This is a genomic window from Nostoc sp. XA010 (assembly GCF_020829625.1).
Taxonomy (GTDB): Bacteria; Cyanobacteriota; Cyanobacteriia; order Cyanobacteriales; family Nostocaceae; genus Nostoc.
The window spans coordinates 1-22533 of record NZ_JAIVFX010000038.1 but is presented as its reverse complement, the minus strand read 5'-3'; the positions used below and the strand labels follow the sequence as shown (position 1 = coordinate 22533).

25 protein-coding genes, 2 rRNA genes and 2 pseudogenes are annotated in these 22533 nt (G+C 42.4%); 17 read left to right on the top strand and 12 right to left on the bottom strand.

Annotation, left to right across the window (positions count from 1 at the left end; all coding sequences use genetic code 11):
- From LC608_RS30735 to LC608_RS30725, 3 genes are read left to right on the top strand one after another with little or no spacing between them, the layout of a single operon-like run.
- A complete protein-coding gene (locus LC608_RS30735) occupies window positions 1–234 on the top strand; it encodes a hypothetical protein (RefSeq protein WP_193948790.1) in 234 nt (77 codons plus the stop codon).
- Window positions 231–455: a hypothetical protein gene (locus tag LC608_RS30730; RefSeq protein ID WP_229557180.1), complete on the top strand. Its 225-nt coding sequence runs from the start codon at window positions 231–233 to the stop codon at window positions 453–455. Before LC608_RS30735 ends, LC608_RS30730 begins: the two co-directional genes overlap by 4 nt.
- Window positions 452–727: a hypothetical protein gene (locus tag LC608_RS30725; RefSeq protein WP_196526687.1), complete on the top strand. Its 276-nt coding sequence runs from the start codon at window positions 452–454 to the stop codon at window positions 725–727. The genes LC608_RS30730 and LC608_RS30725 overlap by 4 nt, the downstream gene beginning before the upstream one ends.
- Window positions 728–833: 106 nt before the next feature.
- Here LC608_RS30725 and LC608_RS30720 read toward each other — a convergent pair whose 3' ends face one another.
- Window positions 834–974 carry a hypothetical protein gene (locus LC608_RS30720; protein WP_229557179.1) on the bottom strand — a complete coding sequence of 47 codons (141 nt, stop codon included), beginning with the start codon at window positions 972–974 and terminating at the stop codon, window positions 834–836.
- Between the two features lie 14 nt (window positions 975–988).
- Between LC608_RS30720 and LC608_RS30715 the strand changes: the two genes are divergently transcribed.
- The 7 genes from LC608_RS30715 (at window position 989) to LC608_RS30685 (ending at window position 6227) form a co-directional block, all read left to right on the top strand.
- Complete coding sequence (locus LC608_RS30715; RefSeq protein ID WP_229557178.1) at window positions 989–1432, top strand: hypothetical protein; 444 nt, start codon at window positions 989–991, stop codon at window positions 1430–1432.
- Between the two features lie 12 nt (window positions 1433–1444).
- Window positions 1445–2161, top strand: coding sequence for a hypothetical protein (locus tag LC608_RS30710; protein WP_229557177.1), 717 nt, complete (start codon window positions 1445–1447; stop codon window positions 2159–2161).
- 25 nt (window positions 2162–2186) lie between these two features.
- Complete coding sequence (locus LC608_RS30705; protein ID WP_229557176.1) at window positions 2187–2735, top strand: hypothetical protein; 549 nt, start codon at window positions 2187–2189, stop codon at window positions 2733–2735.
- Window positions 2732–4576 carry an ATP-binding protein gene (locus LC608_RS30700; RefSeq protein ID WP_229557175.1) on the top strand — a complete coding sequence of 615 codons (1845 nt, stop codon included), beginning with the start codon at window positions 2732–2734 and terminating at the stop codon, window positions 4574–4576. The genes LC608_RS30705 and LC608_RS30700 overlap by 4 nt, the downstream gene beginning before the upstream one ends.
- A gap of 235 nt (window positions 4577–4811) precedes the next feature.
- Window positions 4812–5483, top strand: a complete 672-nt coding sequence (locus tag LC608_RS30695; RefSeq protein ID WP_229557174.1) for a response regulator transcription factor — start codon at window positions 4812–4814, stop codon at window positions 5481–5483.
- Window positions 5484–5724: 241 nt separating this feature from the next.
- Window positions 5725–5985, top strand: a complete 261-nt coding sequence (locus tag LC608_RS30690; RefSeq protein WP_229557173.1) for a hypothetical protein — start codon at window positions 5725–5727, stop codon at window positions 5983–5985.
- A gap of 23 nt (window positions 5986–6008) precedes the next feature.
- Complete coding sequence (locus LC608_RS30685; RefSeq protein WP_229557172.1) at window positions 6009–6227, top strand: hypothetical protein; 219 nt, start codon at window positions 6009–6011, stop codon at window positions 6225–6227.
- A 117-nt stretch (window positions 6228–6344) separates the two neighbouring features.
- Here the strand turns inward: LC608_RS30685 and LC608_RS30680 are convergent, their stop codons facing one another.
- The 4 genes from LC608_RS30680 to LC608_RS30665 all read right to left on the bottom strand — a co-directional run bounded on the left by LC608_RS30680 (window position 6345) and on the right by LC608_RS30665 (window position 9539).
- A complete protein-coding gene (locus LC608_RS30680; protein WP_229557171.1) occupies window positions 6345–7388 on the bottom strand; it encodes a RelA/SpoT domain-containing protein in 1044 nt (347 codons plus the stop codon).
- Window positions 7389–7435: 47 nt separating this feature from the next.
- Window positions 7436–8797, bottom strand: coding sequence for a hypothetical protein (locus LC608_RS30675; protein ID WP_229557170.1), 1362 nt, complete (start codon window positions 8795–8797; stop codon window positions 7436–7438).
- 222 nt (window positions 8798–9019) lie between these two features.
- Entirely contained in the window at window positions 9020–9232 is a 213-nt protein-coding gene (locus LC608_RS30670; RefSeq protein WP_229557169.1) for a KTSC domain-containing protein, read from the bottom strand.
- A 79-nt stretch (window positions 9233–9311) separates the two neighbouring features.
- The gene (locus LC608_RS30665; protein ID WP_229557168.1) at window positions 9312–9539 is read right to left on the bottom strand and encodes a DUF2188 domain-containing protein; all 228 of its coding nucleotides are present in this window, start codon (window positions 9537–9539) and stop codon (window positions 9312–9314) included.
- 592 nt (window positions 9540–10131) lie between these two features.
- On the opposite strand from LC608_RS30665, the gene LC608_RS30660 reads away from it, so the two are divergent.
- Window positions 10132–11124, top strand: coding sequence for a tyrosine-type recombinase/integrase (locus LC608_RS30660; protein WP_229557167.1), 993 nt, complete (start codon window positions 10132–10134; stop codon window positions 11122–11124).
- A gap of 6 nt (window positions 11125–11130) precedes the next feature.
- Here the strand turns inward: LC608_RS30660 and LC608_RS30655 are convergent, their stop codons facing one another.
- From LC608_RS30655 to LC608_RS30635, 5 genes are all read right to left on the bottom strand, one after another.
- Window positions 11131–11574, bottom strand: a complete 444-nt coding sequence (locus tag LC608_RS30655; protein ID WP_109013552.1) for a type II toxin-antitoxin system VapC family toxin — start codon at window positions 11572–11574, stop codon at window positions 11131–11133.
- A gap of 2 nt (window positions 11575–11576) precedes the next feature.
- Window positions 11577–11816: a DUF2281 domain-containing protein gene (locus tag LC608_RS30650; protein WP_229557166.1), complete on the bottom strand. Its 240-nt coding sequence runs from the start codon at window positions 11814–11816 to the stop codon at window positions 11577–11579.
- Between the two features lie 135 nt (window positions 11817–11951).
- Window positions 11952–12350 (bottom strand): hypothetical protein, encoded by a 399-nt coding sequence (locus LC608_RS30645; protein WP_229557165.1) that lies wholly within the window; start codon window positions 12348–12350, stop codon window positions 11952–11954.
- Entirely contained in the window at window positions 12347–12940 is a 594-nt protein-coding gene (locus LC608_RS30640) for a ParA family protein (protein WP_094344037.1), read from the bottom strand. The genes LC608_RS30645 and LC608_RS30640 overlap by 4 nt, the downstream gene beginning before the upstream one ends.
- A 202-nt stretch (window positions 12941–13142) precedes the next feature.
- Window positions 13143–13397, bottom strand: a complete 255-nt coding sequence (locus LC608_RS30635; protein WP_308189953.1) for a hypothetical protein — start codon at window positions 13395–13397, stop codon at window positions 13143–13145.
- A gap of 2 nt (window positions 13398–13399) precedes the next feature.
- On the opposite strand from LC608_RS30635, the gene LC608_RS30630 reads away from it, so the two are divergent.
- Window positions 13400–13642 (top strand): universal stress protein, encoded by a 243-nt coding sequence (locus LC608_RS30630; RefSeq protein ID WP_374108472.1) that lies wholly within the window; start codon window positions 13400–13402, stop codon window positions 13640–13642.
- A gap of 531 nt (window positions 13643–14173) precedes the next feature.
- On the opposite strand, the gene LC608_RS30625 is transcribed toward LC608_RS30630, so the two are convergent.
- Both LC608_RS30625 and LC608_RS30620 read right to left on the bottom strand, forming a co-directional pair.
- Window positions 14174–14371: a hypothetical protein gene (locus tag LC608_RS30625; RefSeq protein WP_100898318.1), complete on the bottom strand. Its 198-nt coding sequence runs from the start codon at window positions 14369–14371 to the stop codon at window positions 14174–14176.
- A 357-nt stretch (window positions 14372–14728) separates the two neighbouring features.
- The gene (locus LC608_RS30620) at window positions 14729–14917 is read right to left on the bottom strand and encodes a hypothetical protein (RefSeq protein ID WP_229557164.1); all 189 of its coding nucleotides are present in this window, start codon (window positions 14915–14917) and stop codon (window positions 14729–14731) included.
- A 298-nt stretch (window positions 14918–15215) separates the two neighbouring features.
- Between LC608_RS30620 and LC608_RS30615 the strand changes: the two are divergent.
- The 5 genes and pseudogenes from LC608_RS30615 to LC608_RS30595 all read left to right on the top strand — a co-directional run.
- Window positions 15216–15428 (top strand): annotated as a pseudogene (locus tag LC608_RS30615) (hypothetical protein); the annotation flags it as partial.
- Window positions 15429–15586: 158 nt separating this feature from the next.
- Window positions 15587–15805 (top strand): annotated as a pseudogene (locus tag LC608_RS30610) (diguanylate cyclase domain-containing protein); the annotation flags it as partial.
- Window positions 15806–15924: 119 nt separating this feature from the next.
- The gene (locus LC608_RS30605; RefSeq protein WP_229557162.1) at window positions 15925–17088 is read left to right on the top strand and encodes a PAS domain-containing protein; all 1164 of its coding nucleotides are present in this window, start codon (window positions 15925–15927) and stop codon (window positions 17086–17088) included.
- 544 nt (window positions 17089–17632) lie between these two features.
- Window positions 17633–19130, top strand: a 16S ribosomal RNA gene (locus tag LC608_RS30600).
- 575 nt (window positions 19131–19705) lie between these two features.
- Window positions 19706–22533, top strand: a 23S ribosomal RNA gene (locus LC608_RS30595); the annotation flags it as partial.

Sequence of the window (22533 nt, the reverse complement as noted above, 5' to 3'; positions counted from 1 at the left end):
ATGAATTACGAATCTCGGCGTATAACCATCTCCTACTTAGCAGTAATTGAATTGTGCAAGATTTTTGATTTACCCCAAGATGCACCGACACAAGCACTTTCAGCAGGTGTAGAGAAACTGATTTTTCAACACGGTAATGTACAACCATCGCCCAAAGTTGAAACAGCAACATCTACACAGCCTAATAAATCGGCACTTAGCGCAATGGTCACTAATTTTAAGGGGGCAGCATGACCAAATCCAGATTTAGAAACACGGTTTTAGGCATTGGTGCAACAGCAGCAGCGTTAGCCCTTGGCTACTTCGGAGTCCAGCAGCTTGGCAGAAACAATATGTTTACCATCGCCGCAGTTGTGGGAGGTGCAGGGGCTATCAGCTATGTACTTCAGAAACCGAGTCAGCCAGAAGCGCTAACCGCACCGATAAAAGCTCAAAGAAAAGGAAAGAAGTCATGAGCGACCAAGACACCCAAAAGACACAACCAAGCCTAACAACAACCGAAATAATGACCATCATCCTCGGTTGCGAACAGACTTTAAGGTTTGTGCAAGCATCGCCAAATTACAAACAAATCGAAGCCTCCGAGCGGTTCAGTACATCAAACGACCTAAAAATGGGTGATGCAGTGCAAGCCTTGATGGAGATTCACGAAGCGATTCTAAATATCGAGTTTTATTCGCAAGTTGAGGGACAAGCTTATGCTTTCAACGACAGCCTTACAGCGTAATCATTTGTACCAATTCCGTGGTCAACAACTGCGCTATAGCCACCACTCTAATTGTCGAGTCAATGCACCTTTCATATTCAATGACTCCAAAGGCAGACGAAAAGAATTAAGTCAAAACCAAGTGCAGAGGGAGGTTTTTGAACTTGTTGAGTTTTGTGAGAACTGATGATGAAGCGATCGCACCTGCCGGCAAGCTTGGCGATCGCCTAATCAGGATGTATCTCTCGCCGCAAAAACGAAAGTACACAAGGATTCTAACAAATGACACTCGATTACAAAAATCCCAACGATTGGGGCAAATCGCCTCTGACCGACTCCGCCCTGAGAAAGCAGCAATTCAAAGCAGAAAATCCTGAACAATGGGCAGCAATGATTTCGGCAGATATTGAGGCACTCTCCACACCAATATTTGAGAGTGAAGATTACCCACCCTTCACCGGAACTGAATTCTTAGCAACTCATGAAACCATTGATGACCATCCATACTCTGCTGCATTTGGTCAATTCTTGGGTAATGGGATTGACGCGGACATTGCAAATATCTTGGCGTTTGGCTCTAACCGATTTGATTTAATTTCTGAAGATTTTGACGACCCCGTAAGGCAACTAGCAACTAGAATTTATAGCCGATTTGAAGACATGGGCTATTGGGATGAATTGCCCCTAGAGCCGAGTGATATCAACTACGACTTAATACCTTATTAGGAGAATAACGCAATGGACTTTGCAATACGCAATCCGGTAGTTGGTCATAGTTCCCATATCGATGAAAAAGCACAATCTTGGGGAGGATTTGAGTCTGACATTTTGGGGTATCTCTCTGATATAAATAAGCTCGAACAGTTCGCTGATTATGCAAATAATGCCCAAGAGTTGAGTGATAGATTAGAGCCATTTTTGGACAACGCCAAGGTCGTCTTTGAGGCGATGGAGAAGCTGACCAAAGGGCAAGTAACTTGGACTGAACTTCGTAAACAATACGGCTCTCATGTAGCGGGTGCTATCGCAAAAATTCGCAAACTCAATTCGGAATTTGATTCAGAAATGAGTAAGATAGATGCCCAAGATAGAGCCGACTTGCTGCGAATTGACCAGAAGCGTAAACACGCATTAACCGAAGTTGCAGCCCAATTACATCAAGATTTACAAGCTGAACTTTGGCGGCATGAAAATAAAATCAGCAGCATAGAAAATAAGCAAGTTGTACAAGCAGAGAGACAAGCAATCACAACAGGGCTGAGAGAGAAACGCCAACAACTTTTAGCCCGTGCGCGGTACGGCTCAAGGGCATTAGAACCCAATCAAGCACCCCAAGAAGTAATACCAGTTACTAGCCAAAATCATGCACCATCTTCTAGTGTTTCTGCAACAGGAACAGTTCGCGGTTGGGGTGCAATGTTGGGTAACTTGTGGCAGAAACTAGGCGACCGATAACTATTAGTTGAAAGGACACAGGCTGATGCTAGTAAGGAAACGAAATGAAGATCCTCATAGCGTCAGCCCTTTTTTGCATGAAGGGCTGGCACAAACACCACAATCAACTAAGCAGCAGAAACAACCCGAACAGTTACCACCACTCCCAGAAAATAACAGAGGTAGAACATTTAGACGTGCTGGTAATGCTTGTGAGATTGTTGCTGGCAGTTGTCTAAACAGTGCAGTAATTTTCACCTTTCACCTGTTGCAAGTTCACCCAGTTGGAATGTTCCTTGCTGTGGGAACTGCACACCTGTATTTTACTGCCACTGCAACAGGTGAAGGGTTCAATAATTTCGTTACTAATTTAATGACTGGTTGCAGTGCATCACTGGCATTATTGTGTGCCCTCAATGAACCGATTAGTGAATGGAATGAATCTCGGACTTCCACTATTACTGCTAATACTTCAATTGAGTCGGTTTATAAGCCAAAAACTGCTGAATCTTCCAGTTGGATGGATGGTGCAGGAGTGGGCATATTTCTAGCGATATTAATGATTTTTTTATTTGGTGGAAGGAAGAGTAAATGAATTATTTAAGTGAGAAACATAAAACTTTATCCGAGTCGCAACAATCGGGTTTTATGTTGTGGTTTGGTCGCCTACCAATGGATAAGAAAGCTGTTGCAATTGGGCTGAGTCTGACTGTTGGTATTAGCTCGGCTGCAATGGCGTGGAAAGGGGAGTCAAGCGACCGCATTTATTTCTGCGTTCGGACTCCCCAAAGCTACCTAATTTGTCAAGACAAGAATAACAGACCTTTTAGGATGACCCCCTTTTATTGGAAGCAATGGAAACAAGAAGGAATGCCCCCTCAAGTAGTGCGTGACCCAGCTATGGGGGTTAATGGGCTGGTGAAGGCAACTAACCCATACAAGCCGTTTTGGGGTTTTGGGGGATTCCTGGGGTTTGCGCTAGCTGGGTGGATGCTGCGGCACTGCCAATCGGAAGAGAAGCAGAGAGCAGTTTTTGAAGACATAGCCCAAAAACGGGATGCAGCAAAAGCAGAGATGGCGGCACGTTCCGAGTTGTTAGAGAGCTACCGAGATGTTGCGATCGCAGAAGTTCAACTACAAGCCGACTTGGATCTAATCGCCAACGATCGCACTGTGGATATCACCAAAGCTGAGATTTACGCCCACACGGAAATTGAAGTGACCCAAATGGAGGCAACTGATGCCATTTTTGAGGCGCAAACGGCGGGGATGACGGAGCAACAGAAGGCAGATTACATTAAGCAGTTGCGTGAGATGAAAACCCCTTATCTGCAAGGGAGTCAGACTTTACAGGGGACGATTGACCCCAACGATAAGGTTACTGGGGCAGACAACCAAGCGGCGATCGCAAACAGTGACAAATATCGCTGGATCAACAACACCATCGGCTACCCCACTCTGATATTTGGTGGCATGGGTGCAGGTAAATCATGGACTACCAGAGAGATTATCTGGAAGAAAGTACAAGCTGGGTGGAACATCGTAGCGCTTGACCCTCACGGAACTGAGGTTGAATGGCGAGGTGTGCGGCTGATTACTGGCTACAAAGAAATAGCCGAATTCATGCAATGGTACATGGATGAAATGCGCCAGCGCTATGAAGATTACCGCAAGAGTGGCATGACTGAAGAACAATGGACGGAGAACCTAAGAGCGTCGGGCAAGATGCTATCAGTTATCTGTGAAGAATTTACCACCTGGACAGATAACATTGTTGAGCCAATGCCAGATGATTGTGAGGATGAAAAATGGAAGCCCGACCCTGATTTTGTTGGCAGGTGGTTTCGCTGTGCCATGACTGAATCTCGCAAACAATTAATGATTCCTTTGTTCGTAGCTCACGACCGGACAATGGAGATTCTAGCCAAAGCTAAAGGGTTATCAAAACTTCGAGATGCGGCACTGTTAGAAGTAGAACTAATCGCAACTATTGACCCAATCACCACAGAAGCTAAAGCTAGTGGTAAAGGAGCAATTAAATTACCTGGGCATGGGCAATGGATTGATATTCAACTGCCTAAACTTGACCACAAACGAATTGATTTTAGGCTTGATAAACCTTTGACCAGTGATGAACCGCCAACCATCGATAAAGCCACTTTAGAGCGGATTTATGAACTGGAATTCAATCTTGGTAACAAAGCAGGTGACACCCAAGATAAACCGAACAAATTATCACCAATGGCGCAAAAGCTGTATGAATATCTCACCCGAACTGAACGACTTGAAGCTGATGTAAGAGAGTTTAAGGGCAACTTTAAAGTGAACGGTGAGAGATTTACTGTTGAGCAAATAAAGGGCTGGATGTATGAAATTGTGGGGGCAGAATTGGCGGACTGGATAGCCGAGGGTGTTATCAAGCTTAATCAAATTTGACTGCGATTGGTGTCTGGTGTCTCGCCCCAAAACCGCCCTTTTTTCGCGGACACCGGACACCGGACACCACAGACACTAAACCCCAAAAGCCTTATACAGCATAGGCACAAGCAGACACTACCCCAGACACCACCCAGACACCACCCAGACACCCAGTGTCTTCAACGTGTCCGCTAGACACCAATAATAAATACCCGAATAAACAGCCATTTGTTATTAGAGGATTAATAAAATCATGCTGAAAATAGTAATTGTTGAACCAGAAACATTCACTCTCTTGGGCTTCAAGACTGCTATTTCACAATCTCCAGATATAGAAGTTACTGGTGATGCTACTAGTGGAAAGCTAGGGTTTCAGTTAATTGAACAGACCAACCCTGATGTTGTGTTAGTTGATTTACTCTTACCCGATATGAGTGGTCTAGAACTTACTCGTTCAATCAAAAGGAAAACTAATAGTAAAGTGGTGATTTTTACTAATCAGACTCATTCAGACTTTATTAAGTCAGCTTTCCGTCATGGGGCTGATTCTTATATGCTCAAAAGTGCTGATGTTGAATTGATTGAACTAGCCATCAAGAGAGCTTACTTTGATGAATGCCTGCTTGACCCGAAGCTGGCTAAAAAACTGTTAAAAAACCTTGATAAAAATAGATATATTGACCCTAGTTTTGCTGATAAAAACTTGCTTGACTCTCCCACCGAACGACAAATACAAGTCCTGCGTTTACTGGCTCAGGGTTTAGGTTTTGAACAGATTGCCAAAGAAATGTTTCTCTCTGTTAGTACAGTCAAACGTTATGCCAGTGATTTGTACAGTAAATGGCACGTCAAGAACAGTTATGAGGCGATAAAAAGAGGGGCGATGCTCGGTTATATTGACTATAACTTGATTGTGAATGAATGATGTATTGGTGAGGAGAGGGAAGGCATTAAGTCGGGTATTGGTGGGGTTTATTTTTGTACAAAATCTCTATATCCCTAACTAGCCCAATCGTTGCTGCAATTCCTCCAACGTACCGCAAGAACATCGGCAGTCATTATTGAGATACAGCCCAACTTTAAGGTAAAAGGTCAACGGTTCAGTTCGGAGGAATTGAAGCGACTGTTTAATGAATTGGTAGAGGCGAGTCTGGCCGTCTGGCTAGATGCTACGACCATCGAAATCAGCCCAAGTTAGACAGATGGACAGAACGGACAGAATTAGACAGAATCCTTATGCAGCAAGGGGCAGACCAGACAGACATCTAGACAGACACAGCTTCAGCAGACAGAATTTAAAAGCCTCTGGTGCATTACCAGGGGCTTTCTATTGCCGGAATAATTCCCGTTTCGGAAATTACTCAGTAACTAATAAGCATGGTGTTTGCTTGTGTTATCTTGTAGGTTTTACGCCAATTGATATTTAATCTTTATGTCTACAGAGAAATCTATGGAGAAGCAGACTGAGCGCCTGAAGGTTTTGGAAATGGTTCAGCAGGCGATAAAGCAACGAATGAATCCTGATTCAGTCACAGCGTATGTTGTAGTTGCTAGAGAGTATGGGCAAAAGTACGGCATAGAAAGTCTAGTGAACAATTGGATTATTGAAGGGAGAACCGTTTTCTTGACTCCTGAAAGCGCAAGATCATGGACGGAATCCTTACCGTAACCTAACTAGCCATCTTTTTAAATTAGGGGTAATTTAAATTACAATTATTTTTAGCGGTATCTTATTAAATTCTTAAGCCTACCGTTGTTTCAATGTGCGTTGGGTTAATAAGAAGTATTATATTTCTTTTGCTAGAACCTCATTAAGTTTGTCTAAAAATTCTTTAGAGTCAGCAAAATAATTTGGATATGCTTTTTTAAGGGTCTTTATTGATTTTGCATTAACTAATACGATGTCTACCTCTTTTGTGTCTTTGTATTTTTTCTCAAAATTAATATAGTCTTCAGTTGCTTTAGAAAGGTATTTTTCTTTGTAAGACCATATCTGAACATTTTGCTCATCAATATTAAGCAGTATCAGAAAATAACCAGAATAATCTCTACTTACAGCATCATTGATTAGATTGGTTGAAACTGAAAAAGCTTGAAGTTTTTTGAATACTTCTAATTCTGTTGCTAGCAGATTTACTTCATCTTTGATTTCTTTTAGCCTTGGGTTGGTTATATTCTTTGGTAAACAATTTTCTAGAAATGCAAAAAGTAAGCTTACTAACTTAAAAAAATGCAACCAATTTTCAGAACCTTCTCCTGATTTCAGAGGTTGTTTTAGGAATGTTCCTGCAACTTCTACTGCTGTAGCCCATGAGTGTTGTATCTTTGTTCTTACTTGTATTTCAATTGTATACCCATTATATATCTCATCTTTTTTACCTTTGTATTTATAAATTAAATGTATCCCTCTATATCCTGAATCTTTAGGATTTTCAATATAATCATTTTCTTTTACCAATTCATTTTTTGTTCTGCTATTTAATAGCAAGTTTCTTAAAGTATTTACTTTTTTGATATCTGATAAAACGACTCTGCATCCTCCAATATCCTGCATCCTGTGTAATCTCATTTCATGATAACGTTTGAGCTTTCTTAGTATTGATGGAATACGCTTTAATCTTTGGGTAATTATTGCATTTTTTTCAACAGTTTTTACCTTAAACCTTAATAAACTTGTAATATTATTTAAGGGAAATGTATATGATGACCTCCAATTACTGACAATATCTAATGCTTCTAGGCATTCTTTTTCAGATGAATTCAAATTTATTAAATTATCCCCCGCCCTGCTTACTGCTTTCTTGCTAGATTTTGGTTCAATCCAAGTCATATCTTTGTTATATGTTTTGTATTGTTTGTAAACTGAAAATAACAGATTTAAGGTTTTGTAATACCGTAATTTATTGCATATTCTTTCAGCTTTTCTAATATATAAATTGATACTTTATTGTCAACTGTTTCAGCTTCCGACTTGTGATGAAATTCTATCAAGCAAGAATTATAATTTAGTTCAGCAACAACATCTACTTGAAGTCCTTTGTTTATACCTTCCAGTGATTCATATCTTGCGTTTGAGAATCCACCTCCGGCTTTTTCTATTAGCTGCATGATTGCTGAGTTTATTTCCTTGTGCTTGTCTTTCGAGCTTTCTTGTATTTTGTAATATGAATGAATGGTTTCATCCTTAGCAGGTTTACCATATTCTCTCGTGTCTGCACCCTCTCCAATAGAGTACTTGTACAGCTCTGTCGATTTAATAACATTTTGTGCATTTCCAAGATTTTTTTGAACGCCTACAATAAAACTACTTAATTCGTCAGAGCCAAAATTGTGAACAGCATGAACTACGGCACTACCTGATAAAGAGGTTAGCTGTGTATTAAATAGAGCTATTACATAGGGTAAACTAGTTTTAAGTTCGCTATTACGCTCTTTCCACCACTCTGCGACATTTGATCTCTTGGTGTACATAAGAAGCCGGGAACCTTCAATATAAAAGCTATCTGCCCTTCTGACATTTCTACATATTTCTCTAACTTCTTTCTTGCCAGAACTCAGCGCAAATATTAATTGGGGAGGTTCAAAACCTATTTCATCTACATTAAACCTTTCAGCAATTGCCGCTTGAACTCTATCTAAATATTCACCTATATTTTTTGAGCCATCGGTAACTCTTTCAACTAAATCCCAGTCTAGAGCAGCATCTTCCAACTGCCAGTTAGCTACCTTCAGTATCCCTGAGACTACAGAAGAAAACTGCTCTGATGAGAGTCCTTTCATACGATGAATAGGATGATTCCCAAAAGGGCTATTACCTCCAACAGACTTGAGGATTGAAACAATCTTTTCTGCAAAAGATAAGTCATTAACTGGCCAAAGAATGATTAAGTCGCGCCTGTTACTAATTAAAGTATTTAGCTGAACTGCAAAGTTTCTATATTCATTGTCTTCAAAAATAAAGGATTCGTGACCATCCAAATTGAAAATCTTTATTTTTTCCGTTACTCGGCTATTGCGAATAGTTTCTATTATCCCATTAAGAGCATGACTGTTATCGTTTGTAACTCTTATTACTGAGTCCACCAAATCATGTAGAAATAAGTCTAATGAGTGAACGAAAGTAGTTTTTCCCGCGCCACTTTCTGTTGGACTGTAGACAAATTGCAGTTTACCTTGAAAGGCGCTATTGCCTTGGTTTATTAATCTTGCTATTTCGCGTAAGTCATCTTCTTGCTTCACAAAGGTTGTCTTCGCTCCATCACCAAATAATCCTACTAGAGGCTCGTATCGACTTGGGAGAGCTTTAATACTGCTTTGTATCATCTCTTTTATATTTATTCCTTATAACAAGTAATACCAATTTGTAAAATATAGCTAAATATAATGTATCCAAGACAGAACGGCTTATAATAATAGATGCTATACCTAGACTTTGTATATAAAATTTTAGTGGATGGTTTATTAGCCTATCCTTTTATAAAGATAAAAATCTTTGATGTAAGCATGAAAATACTTCCCGTGAGAGGAAGCACTCATTAGCCCCCTGTAAATAGACTCCGTAACTTTGAAATATTGGTATATGCCTCCACTATGAAACTTAATTTCAAGTGTGCAAGTTGTAGCATCATAGCCAACACTTTGCAAATCGCTTGAGTTAACTTGTGTTTTTAGCATTCTTTGTCCCTATAGATAAAGTAGATGTCAGGTGAAAAATACTCACCTGACAGTCCATCTTGAGCTAATATACTAGTCTTTAACCTTTGGACGATCGCGGATCGTTACCATAGCTGTTCCGCTCTCGAATTTGTCCTTTTTGGTTATGTATTAACAATTCGGACTGCTGATTAATAGCAATATCGCGCCCTTTCTCAATAGCTTTTTGCTGGGTGTCGAATACTTTAGTAGCCTTACTAGCACCCTCAGACTTAACTGCCCAGCCTTCAGAGTGAGGAACGATGTGTTGGTCTTTACCTTTAGACATTAGTAATATTATTTATACTGAACTACTTTTACACCCTAACACAATATTTATTTATGTATTCACTTTATGGCATAAAAAATATTAAATAATTAGTAATTTTCTTGGTTGTTCTTTAAAAATCAACTTTTTAAACTTTTCTCTTTCAAAAGTCATTTGAATACTTAACTAAGGTAAATGCAGAGTGGTTATTCACGTAATAACTAAGTGAAGCTCATATTTGATATCAACCTTGATATCAAGACTCCACCTAGATGCTAAGAGCGTGGAGCTTTTGATTTGGAGTGTGCGAGGGGCGATCGCTCTTGGCGGGCGGTTACGCCATCGCTTGGAGCAATTCTGTATTTGGCATGCAACATAAAAAATAGTATCAATAACTATGCCGATTGACATTTTTGACCATAAAGCCGATGCTTTAGAGTCAAAATAATTACAAAACTCACTTAGAAGCCAAGAAGTCTTAATCCCAGGCATTCCAGAATCGGAAAATCTGTTTGTGTGTTTGGGATGGAATGAGAAGAGTGTATTTTGCGTTGGTGATGTGTGTAATGATATAACACGTTAATGAAAAAGTGCATTGTCATTAACGGTAAAAATGAATAAGTTAAGTACATATACTGAAAGTTCTATTACCTCTGTGGCCAGTCAGTTGCAAGCGTCAAATGATTTTTTGGCGGAGTTGCAGCAGAAGGCTAAGACAACTCAAAGGGGGTATGCTGGCAATATACGGATATTTTTTGAGTATTTTTTGCAAAGGGAGCCGAATCAGAAGGATGTTGAGGAGTTCTGGGGGTTGGATGACCAGACGGCTAACGGGTTAATCCTCAAGTTTAAGAATCATTTGGTGGCAGAGGGTAGGAAGGCGGCGACGATTAATCGTTACTTGGCCGCCCTCAAGTATTTAATTAAGGTGGGACGGAACCTCAAGCACTGCCGATATCACTTTGATAGCGACCGCATTGAGTCTTTAAAGGTGACTAAGTACAGGGATACGCGGGGTGTTGTAGTTGATGAATACAACAAAATTTTTGATGTAATTGATACCACTTGCACCAAGGGAAAGCGGGATTATGCTTTATTTCTGCTGCTTTGGGCAAATGTTTTGCGGCGGGGGGAGGTGGCGAAGTTAATGGTGGGAGATTTTGATTACCACGATTTGACTTTAATTATTTATGGCAAGGGTAAGGGCAATGATTCTACTAGGATTGACTTAAACCCAGAAATTGCAGAGGCGGTTAGCGACTGGCTGGGCTGTCGTACAAATATTAAACCCAGCGATCCTTTGTTTATCGCGCTTGACTTCCACAATTATGGACACCAACTCACCGGGGATGGCATCTACGCCATTGTGAGAAAAACCTGTGAACGTGCTGGCATCAAAAAGCGGATGACACCCCATAAAATCAGGCATTCGGGGATTACCGATGCTCTTGATTTGGCTTCAGGAGACTATCGGAAGGTGCAGCATTTGAGCCGTCATGCTGACCCCAGGACTATTTTGGTTTACGAGGACAATAAGAATCAGTATCAGTTGGAGTTAACTAATAAATTAGCAGCCCGTGTGGGGAAAAGGCGGCAATCCCAATAAAATAAATCAAATCCAACTTTCTACAGGAAATTCCCTGACTTGACGCATTCTTTGAAAATCACTATCTGATGTAACGAGAATTAATGAATGGCGTAAAGCTGTAGCAGCAATCCACAGGTCATTTTCACCGATGCCAATTTCTTGTAGTTGAGTTGTTTTGCGTTTACTCTTTTCTTTGGCTGCAAATCTTTTAATAATTTCCGACTTGAAATCTCCGTAAATTTCTGCCGTTTCATCATCAATTGGATAAATATCAATTCGGTTGATAAATGCGCGAATTTTGATGAGATTTGCAGTTTTTTGTTGGGAGTTTTGTGCCATGAATCTGAGTTCACCTGCGACAATAGCACTAGTGGCGAGTGTAACCTTACCTAGTTCACGAAAGTGATTGACAACTTTTGGTTCACCTTCTATCAAAAAAGTGCAATGATTTGTGTCAAGCAAATACATTCTTAAAATTCCAGTGGCATACGAGCATCATGAACAAGCTGAAGACATTCTCTAATATCATCACCTGACCAAGTTCCTGCAAATAAGAGTAAATCTTCAGCTGTAGAACCACGTAAGTTATTTGTACTTGACTGTTTTGCTGTATGACTGGTTTTGATTTCTCGAATAAAATTAAGTGCTTCTGTTAACAATTCTGGTGGTAAAGTTTCTATTTCTTGGATTAATAATTCTTTGCTAGTCATCTTCTACCTCTAATCATCGTCCTTACTTTCCACATTGTAAACGGTAGGAATAGCGGTTCAGGGGCCGTGCTGCTGACGCACTTTCTCCCGTGCTAGTTCACCTGCACGCTCTCCTCATTCAGCAACGACTCAATTTTATTTAGAATTTCGCCTTGGCGTAAATTCGTCAATTAGCAAATTTATATTTTCACCTTGCTGCCATTTTACCCAGACAGCCATGAGAAAATCTACCAATTCGCTTTTGTCAATCTCTACGCCACGTCTTTTTAGTTTGAGTAACTCCTCCTCTACATCTAAATCTGTTGAGCGTTTCACATAGTAGGTGCGCCCAATCCAAGCATCATCAGACCGCTTTCCAGTTGCAGGTCTGCCACGTTTGCGTGGTTCTTCTTGAGTTGGTGCTGGCGCAAGTGGTGTTGGAGTCTGTGTCACGTTACTCTCTGTAGTTGCCTCAGTAGGAAGTTCTGGCTCAGGTTGTGGTTCGTCTTTGGTTTCAAATAACTTTTTAAAAGGGCTAGGCTTAGGCTTGCTCATGACAATATCTCCTTACCCACCTCTTGATACTCCCGCCATGCTATTTTGCTGCTGCGGTCTTTTACTTGATAAACTGGCAACCCCTCCAGTGCCGCTTTTTCATAAACAGCAAATCGTCTAATCCCATGTTGAAATAGTGGTATTCCCTCTGCCGACAATGCTTCCCGTGCCTGCTGTCCGGTTAAGCGGGGGGCTGGGGGAATGATTGTAAGCAACACACGATAGCGATCGCTGCCCAATGATTTAAGTGCCCCTACAGTCTGCAATAGCGCATCCATCGCTAAAGCATCAGGGGTAGTAGGCAAAATTAATAAATTACACCCATCTGCGAGTGCTTCCAAATCTTCGTGGCTTGGTCTAGCGGCTGTGTCAATAACTACATGGTCAAAATTACGGCTGTGCATAGGAGCTTGTAGTAAATCCACAACTTTAAAGGGTAATGCTCCTCGCTTTGCCCATCCTGTAGCACTATGGTTTGGGTCGCCATCAACTAGCAAAGTACTGCCATGCTGAGATAGAAAGCAAGCAATGTGGATGGCGCTTGTCGTTTTAGCGACACCTCCCTTGAAACTGGCAAGGGTGATTATCACGAGATGTACTCCAATAAATGCTGCTAGTTTACTCTTAAAATGGCGAAAATTTGTATTTCTTAATTTCTAGAATGTTAGCTTGGCGACAATACAAAATTTCGCCAATTCAAAAATCTAAAATATTCCAAGTATCAACCGTCAGCTTGGACAGAGTAAATCTGAACAGGGGGTTCAAGTCCCAAGTGGTTGACGTTCAATATTGTTAAATCGGTACTCTTTGCTGCTTGACTGAGAATAGGACTCGCCAAAGCTGACCCAGAGATACAGAGCCTTGCTCCTGAACAAAAACCAAGGGCAAGAGAGCAGCCGTCCGTAGGACGGCTGAAAGAACAAACAGTCCCAGTAAGCCACCGGCACCAGGCAGAGTCGCGAGAAAGCTACCAGCTATGATTCCCATTGCTCCAGTGACACCAGCTACCGCCCCAGCGATCGCGAAGTAAGTGGATTGATTAGTCACCGGTGCCACTCCAATCCCCTGGTAATCCTGGTCAAACCATCTGTAACTTAGCCTCTACGTGGGGTGCTGATCTAATCGTAGTTGGACGTCAGGGTCTATCTGGTTTGAGTGAGTTAGCCTTGGGCAGTATCAGCAATTACGTACTCCACAATGCTCCCTGCTCAGTCCTGACTATGCAACACATAGCAAAAATGAATACTGAATCTGCTCAAGACGAATCAAGCAGAGTTAGTGCATCGGATTGATATAATTAAAGCGAAACTGAAACTACTATAGAGTTGGAGTAGTCAGCGAGATATTCAGGGAGTGAAACCATTGCATATTTATCAGAGCGCTCTGATATGGGGTTCCGCCGGGATACGCGCAAAACAAAACACGTTGTAAATTTTTGTACGGCACAGTAAGGATTTGAGGCTTTTAAATTTCAGAGCCTTCAATTGGTACAGGTTTATAAGAGGCGATGGCTGCGGCGGCAAGCTACGCAATATTCAAAACGGCTAATCAATTCCAAGCGCGTAAGTTTCTGTTCGACAGCTCATTTCACCCCGATCTGCTTATGTTGCGGCTGGGCTGGCTTGTCTATACTCGCTTTTATACCCTTGGTTGATAAGGGAGTTGCTATCAATGCGTGATATCAACCATATTGCTATTTAATCGGCGATTACACAGAATCTCGATGTTGATGAACGATTTGTTTCATCAAATGGGAATGATACTAAAATAGGTTAGTGATTGTACTGAATATGTTTTAGACTCATTCCCAGTACCAATTTGTATTAAGCTACCGACATCGGTCTCCATGCTGAAATTATATCTTCTAGCACAAATAATCTCTTTTGAGAATTGGCAGTTTCAGTTATTAAAACTTGTAGCGTTACGGTATACACATTGTTGATTATTTGGTGTCCGTAACCAATGACTTTTCCTAACTGTCCAGTTTGGGAATTTAGTACATACTCATCAATGGTGAACATAACAGCAACCTTTCCAGTTGGAATTAAGATGATGAAGGTGCATTTAAATGCATCTTCTAATCAAATTTAAATATAATAAATAACGTTTATATGTACGATTTCGTACATATAGACTTAAAATACTTCCCAGGAAAGACAGAAGTAATAGGGCAGCTAGACTCAAGTCATAAATAACATTTGAAAAACAAAACAAGTTCTTCAACTTCTGGTATATGCCGAAAGTTAAAACTATTCATTTTAAGTTGATTGGAAGATAAGTGAGTAACAATAAGACTCTACTTTCATCAAATAAAATTAACTCGGACAATCACTTTCACCTAAAATTACCACAATTGCTCAATTGGTGGACGCTAACATTTAAGAAGCACGGCAAGATACAGAATTATGCCATGAACCATGAAGCGTAGTAGCAGGTGCATTTGCTGTGAGTTTTGCCTCTCCTTTGGCATCTATCACCCACCCAGTAGCTTCTACAATGGAAGTAAATACATCCTCTAAAGGACTTCTGTAACGCCAAACTGGACAGGCTTGTGCAATGTTGCCCACTTTTTACAAGCTTGTGTGACAAGTTGTATCTCTTCTTGCGCCAAAAGCTCGTTTGGGAACCCAGATGCTAATATCTGAGCTACTTTTACCGCTGTTTCGGATTCTACACCGTACTTTACTAGTTGTGTATAAAATAAGTCTTCATTCTCCACAGACATTAAAAGCTTAAGCTGCATAAATAAGGCGGTGTTAAAACTTAACCTTGGAACTCCATGTAATTTTGGTTCTTAATTAATTAGTATAAAAAATCTGATTATTGGCATCTGTCCGATTTCGCACATAGAACCTATCGCGCTTGGTTTACTTCGGTGGTGGTTATTCCTTTGTCACAGAAGAAGGTCAAAACACACCGTTGGGCAATCAGAACGCACCTGTAGTGACTCTTGGTGCTGAATCAGAAATTAGCAAAAATATCATCGCTTACGGTGATGCTAAATGGGGCATTGATGCCTACAGAAACAGTGAAGCTGATGCTGTAAGCTTCCAAGCTGGATTGGGCTATCGCTTCTAACAATTGCGAGTCAGAAAACGGCTTATTTGAAGTTAGGAGACAGGAGAGGCGTATTTATCCCCCTTGTTCTCCTCATCTTCCCCAGTCCTTCACCTTTACAAGGTGAGGGCATTTTCGCGTAATAGGGGTTCAGATGGGATACCGTTAGTTCTGATGTAACCCTGAGTGCTGGGTTGGTCACAATAATTCCTGAGCCTGGTTCTAACTTTGAAGAAATAATTGTAGCAGCGGATAAAGCATTATATCAGGCAAAGGCAGCAGGACGCGATCGCTTCAAGCACAATAACCTACTAGCTGCCTCGACCTGCAATTATAAAAGACACAGAAGTAGCTTAATGTACGAAACCGAACCGACTCCCAAGGTTGAGTATGCGTAAAGTTAAATCATTATGCACTTTAACGCCATTGCTAGCCAAGGAAAGAAAATTACAGCAAGGGATGATTGATGCATTGTCAATCCATCTGCTTAATGATCTACGCTGTTCGGAGAACTAAAGTGAACATAGAATTATTGAGCAAACGCACAGAAGCATTGCACAAAGATTTAGCTGATTTATATCAGACTGCTAGTGTTTTGGCTTGGATTAGCCCAGAGTTGCAGCCGCAAGCTTTTCAGGAAATACTTAGCTCTGCAAAGATGGCGCACTTAGCGATGGAAGAACTGCGTCAGCAAAATGAGGAACTAATACAAACACAAAATTTGTTACAAGCAGAATGCGAACACTACCAAGATTTATTCGAGTTGGCACCAGATGGCTATTTAGTAACTAATGCAGATGGCATAATCCAAAAAGCAAACGCGGCGGCGGCTAAATTACTCAATGTTTCAAAACAATTTCTGGTGGGTAAAGCCATGATTAACTTTATCTCATTAGAAGATCATCAGCACTTTCGCAGCGAACTTAACCAACTATTACAATCAGACACAGCCAAAGAATTAGTAATGCGTTTGCAGCAACGTCATGACGAGTTCTTGAATGCAGCTTTGAGAGTCACAGTTGTTCGTAATCAGCAGGGTAAGATAACACATCTATACTGGCTGCTGCGTAACGTCACTGAGCAACAGCAAACCGAATCAATAACCATTCAAAATGAGAGTGACATCATCCAAAACCGCCAATTGTATAAATATTCTAAAGGAGAAAATATTTGTCTCAGACCACGAGTAATTTGGTATGTTCATCAGGGAGTAGTCAAACTCAGTACTTTTTGTGAAACGGGCGAAGAAGTTTTGATAGGTTTAGCCAAAGCAGGGATGGTTTTTGGCTCTAGTATGACTGGTTTAAATATTTACCAAGCAACAGCCCTGTGTGATGTTGAGTTAGTATCATTTTCCGAAGCAGAAATAGCAGCATCGCCAACGCTAAACCATAGCCTTTTACTAAAAATTAATCGCAGGTTACAGCAAACAGAATGTTTATTATTCAATAGTGGAAGACTCCATGTACAAGAGCGCTTGCACCATTTATTGCAACTTTTGAAACAGGAAATCGGTGAAACTGTACCGCAGGGAACTCGCCTAAGTGTTCGTTTTACACATGAAGATATCGCTAGTGCCTGCTGTACTACCAGAGTCACAATTACAAGATTTCTGGGCATACTAGAACAACTTGGTAAAATTAATTTTGATTCCCAGAATCACATTATTTTGAAAGATTGATGTTAATTAACTAGACAAAATTAGCACTAATTAATAATGTATTATTATAGATTAGATAAGTGTGAAAGTTATGAATTTGGCTAAATAACTTAATAGTAAATATTTAAAAAATGCGTTTATCTCTAAATAAAATAGTGTAACTACCCGGAAGAAAGTACGGTTGACCTCATCTCTAAGAGATAGCTGCCAAATTATATTAGAGAAGTGTCAAGCAAAGCTAATCTAATGTAATGCGCTGACAGCCAACCGAAAACTAAATGGGTTTTACCTAAGATAAAAAGTAGTGTAACCGCCCAGAAGAAAGTACGGTTGACCCCATCTCTAAGAGATAGCTGCCAGATTATATTAGAGAAGTGTCAATTGAAAAGTCTTTGACACGCAGAACCTTGAAAAAAAGAATAGTTTGAAAGCCAAAACCAAGCATTCAATTCTCGTCAAAAAGTATTTATGGGGACAACTTCAGAATATGAGTCCCTAAAATATAACGAAAGAATTATCAAAATCCAGAACAAATTGTTCTGGAGCCAAACAAACTCAAAACATCATAATTGAGAGTTTGATCCTGGCTCAGGATGAACGCTGGCGGTATGCATAACACATGCAAGTCGAACGAAACCCTTCGGGGTTTAGTGGCGGACGGGTGAGTAACGCGTGAGAATCTGCCAAGAGGTTTGGGACAACAGTTGGAAACGGCTGCTAATACCAAATATGCACAACTGTGAAAGGGGTTTACCCCGCCTCGTGATGAGCTCGCGTCTGATTAGCTAGTTGGTAGTGTAAGGGACTACCAAGGCGACGATCAGTAGCTGGTCTGAGAGGACGATCAGCCACACTGGGACTGAGACACGGCCCAGACTCCTACGGGAGGCAGCAGTGAGGAATTTTCCGCAATGGGCGAAAGCCTGACGGAGCAATACCGCGTGAGGGAAGAAGGCTCTAGGGTTGTAAACCTCTTTTCTCAGGGAAGAACACAATGACGGTACCTGAGGAATAAGCATCGGCTAACTCCGTGCCAGCAGCCGCGGTAATACGGAGGATGCAAGCGTTATCCGGAATGATTGGGCGTAAAGCGTCCGCAGGTGGCAATTTAAGTCTGCTGTTAAAGCATCTGGCTTAACCAGATAAAAGCAGTGGAAACTACATAGCTAGAGTGCGGTAGGGGCAGAGGGAATTAAGAGAGTAGCGGTGAAATGCGTAGATACTCTTAAGAACACCAGTGGCGAAAGCGCTCTGCTAGGCCTGCACTGACACTAATGGACGAAAGCTAGGGGAGCAAATGGGATTAGATACCCCAGTAGTCCTAGCCGTAAACGATGGATACTAGATGTTGGGAGAATCGACCCTTCCAGTGTCGTAGCTAACGCGTTAAGTATCCCGCCTGGGGAGTACGTTCGCAAGAATGAAACTCAAAGGAATTGACGGGGACCCGCACAAGCGGTGGAGTATGTGGTTTAATTCGATGCAACGCGAAGAACCTTACCAGGGTTTGACATGTCGCGAATCCGAGTGAAAGCTTGGAGTGCCTTCGGGAACGCGAACACAGGTGGTGCATGGCTGTCGTCAGCTCGTGTCGTGAGATGTTGGGTTAAGTCCCGCAACGAGCGAAACCCTCGTCTTGAGTTGCCAGCAAGTAAAGTTGGGCACTCTCAAGAGACCGCCGATGATAAATCGGAGGAAGGTGGGGATGACGTCAAGTCTTCATGCCCCTTACATCCTGGGCTACACACGTACTACAATGCTGTGGACAAAGGGCAGCAAGCCGGCAACGGCAAGCCAATCCCATAAACCACGGCTCAGTTCAGATCGCAGGCTGCAACTCGCCTGCGTGAAGGTGGAATCGCTAGTAATTCCAGATCAGCATTGCTGGGGTGAATTCGTTTCCGGGTCTTGTACACACCGCCCGTCACACCACGGAAGTTGGTTTTGCCCGAAGTCGTTATTCCAACCCATTGTGGAGGGAAACGCCGAAGGTAGGACTGGTGACTGGGGTGAAGTCGTAACAAGGTAGCCGTACCGGAAGGTGTGGCTGGATCACCTCCTTTTTAGGGAGACCAAATCAATTAAAAATGAAAGATGAAAAATTAAAAATGAATCGATAGTAATTTTTCGTTTTTAATTTCTAATTTTTAATTGATTCATCCCAGGTCGGTCGAGAATGATGCTCAGGCTTTCAAACTTTCACTTGGTTCCAATCACAAGTGTGGTAGAAACTACCATTAACAGGTTCGGTTCTGCCCCCTAGTAAGACACGAAAGCTTTAGTACATTAGTATTAATTGCGAAAGAGACAGGTAGATCGAACTTCAAGGGTAGTGATAACAACTCACATGAAAAAGTTCGGTTTTACCCACTGATGATCTGCTCGAATAAGCAGTACATTAGTATTAATGGTGAATGAGCCAAGTAAATCAAACTTCTTCAGCACCTTATCTAGTAGAGCTAGAGAGAATGCTGGATGAGTAATCCAGACAGAACCTTGAAAATTACATAGCAACTTGTCAGGTAGAAATTGTCATCAGTCAACCGTCAAGAGTCATTTGTCAGTAGCGAAGTACTGCTGACAAATGACTCTTGACAAATGACTTTTGACAAATTCACAGACACCAATGTAGAAATGTGGTCAAGCTAATAAGGGCTAACGGTGGATACCTAGGCACACAGAGGCGATGAAGGACGTGATTACCGACGAAATGCTCCGGGGAGTTGGAAGTAAACCTAGATCCGGAGATGTCCGAATGGGGCAACCCCTTGTACAGCCTGTTGAATATATAGACAGGTATGAGCCAACCCAGCGAACTGAAACATCTTAGTAGCTGGAGGAAGAGAAAGAAATTCGATTCCCCTAGTAGCGGCGAGCGAAGCGGGAACAGCCCAAACCAGTTGTTATTACAACTGGGGTTGTGGGACAGCGACATGGAATCTATTAACTAGACGAAGCAGTTAAATACTGCACCAGAGAAAGTGAAAGTCTTGTAGTCGAAAGTGAAAAGATACTAGCTGCATCCCAAGTAGCACGGCTCACGTGGAATCCCGTGTGAATCAGCGAGAACCATCTCGTAAGGCTAAATACTCCTGTGTGACCGATAGTGAACAAGTACCGCGAGGGAAAGGTGAAAAGAACCCCGAAAGGGGAGTGAAATAGAACATGAAACCGTTAGCTTACAAGCAGTGGGAGGACTATTTAAAAGTCTGACCGCGTGCCTGTTGAAGAATGAGCCGGCGAGTTATAGGCAGTGGCAGATTAAGCCGAAAATGGCGAAGTCACAGCGAAAGCGAGTCCGAAATGGGCGCAAATATTTTATTGAAGTCACTGTTTATAGACCCGAACCTGGGTGATCTAACCATGTCCAGGATGAAGCTTGGGTAAAACCAAGTGGAGGTCCGCACCGACCGATGTTGAAAAATCGGCGGATGAGGTGTGGTTAGCGGTGAAATGCCAATCGAACCCAGAGCTAGCTGGTTCTCCCCGAAATGTGTTTAGGCGCAGCGGTTGTGATTATAGTTGGGGGGTAAAGCACTGTTTCGGTGCGGGCTGAGAAATCGGTACCAAATCGAGACAAACTCTGAATACCCAATGCACACACAGCCAGTGAGACGGTGAGGGATAAGCTTCATCGTCGAAAGGGAAACAGCCCAGACCATCAGCTAAGGCCCCCAAATTGTCACTAAGTGATAAAGGAGGTGGGAATGCTTTGACAACCAGGAGGTTTGCCTAGAAGCAGCCAACCTTAAAAGAGTGCGTAATAGCTCACTGGTCAAGCGCTCCTGCACCGAAAATGAATGGGGCTAAGTGACATGCCGAAGCTGTGGACTTATCAATTAAAAATGCAAAATTAAAAATTTTTAATTCTTAATTTTTAATTCGTGAGTGGTAGGGGAGCGTTCCGTTGAGAGTGAAGCAGTAGCGGTGAGCAGCTGTGGACGAAACGGAAGTGAGAATGTCGGCTTGAGTAGCGAAAACATTGGTGAGAATCCAATGCCCCGAAACCCTAAGGTTTCCTCCGCAAGGTTCGTCCACGGAGGGTTAGTCAGGTCCTAAGGCGAGGCCGAACGGCGTAGTCGATGGACAACGGGTTAAAATTCCCGTACTGATTTAGGTTTGTGCAGAGGGACGGAGAAGGCAATTGTCAGCCAGCGATTGGTAGTGCTGGTTCAACTGTCCGAGGTGATGAGAGGTGGTGAAAACACCTTGAGCTAAGGCAGGAGTACGAGGGGATAAGTCCTCGAAGTGATATAGTCATGCTTCCAAGAAAAGCTCGATTGCACGTTAAACCTAAATTACCTGTACCCGAAACCGACACAGGTAGGGAGGTTGAGTAAACCAAGGGGCGCGAGATAACTCTCTCTAAGGAACTCGGCAAAATGGCCCCGTAACTTCGGAAGAAGGGGTGCCCACCTAAGCAGTGGGTCGCAGTGAAGAGATCCAGGCGACTGTTTAACAAAAACACAGGTCTCCGCAAAGTCATAAAGACGCAGTATGGGGGCTGACGCCTGCCCAGTGCCAGAAGGTTAAGGAAGTCGGTTAGCGGCAACGCAAAGCTGGCGACTGAAGCCCTGGTGAACGGCGGCCGTAACTATAACGGTCCTAAGGTAGCGAAATTCCTTGTCGGGTAAGTTCCGACCCGCACGAAAGGCGTAACGATCTGGATGGTGTCTCGGAGAGAGACTCGGCGAAATAGAATTGTCTGTGAAGATGCGGACTACCTACACCAGGACAGAAAGACCCTATGAAGCTTTACTGTAGCCTGTGATTGACAACTAGCTCTGACTACGCAGTATAGGTGGGAGGCGATGAAGTATTCCTTGTGGGGAATATGGAGCCATTCGTGAGATACCACTTTGTCAAAGCTGGGAGTCTAACCTATGACCGTTATCCGGTCAGGGAACAGTTTCAGGTGGGCAGTTTGACTGGGGCGGTCGCCTCCTAAAAGGTAACGGAGGCGCACAAAGGTTCCCTCAGCACGGTTGGAAATCGTGCGACGAGTGTAAAGGCAAAAAGGGAGCTTGACTGCAAGAGTCACAACTCAAGCAGGTAGGAAACTAGGTCTTAGTGATCCGACGGTTCAGAGTGGAATGGCCGTCGCTCAACGGATAAAAGTTACTCTAGGGATAACAGGCTGATCTCCGCCAAGAGTTCACATCGACGCGGAGGTTTGGCACCTCGATGTCGGCTCATCGCAACCTGGGGCAGTAGTATGTCCCAAGGGTTGGGCTGTTCGCCCATTAAAGCGGTACGTGAGCTGGGTTCAGAACGTCGTGAGACAGTTCGGTCCATATCCGGTGTAGGCGCAAGAGTATTGAGAGGAGTCCCCTTTAGTAGGGGTACAGCCGGGATACGTGCAAAATGGGACACGTTGTAAAGTTTTGTAAAGAAATCAGGTTGAAACCATTGATTTTAGGTTCAGTCGAGCCAGAAATTGTTGAAGCGATCGCTCGATAGTTCTGT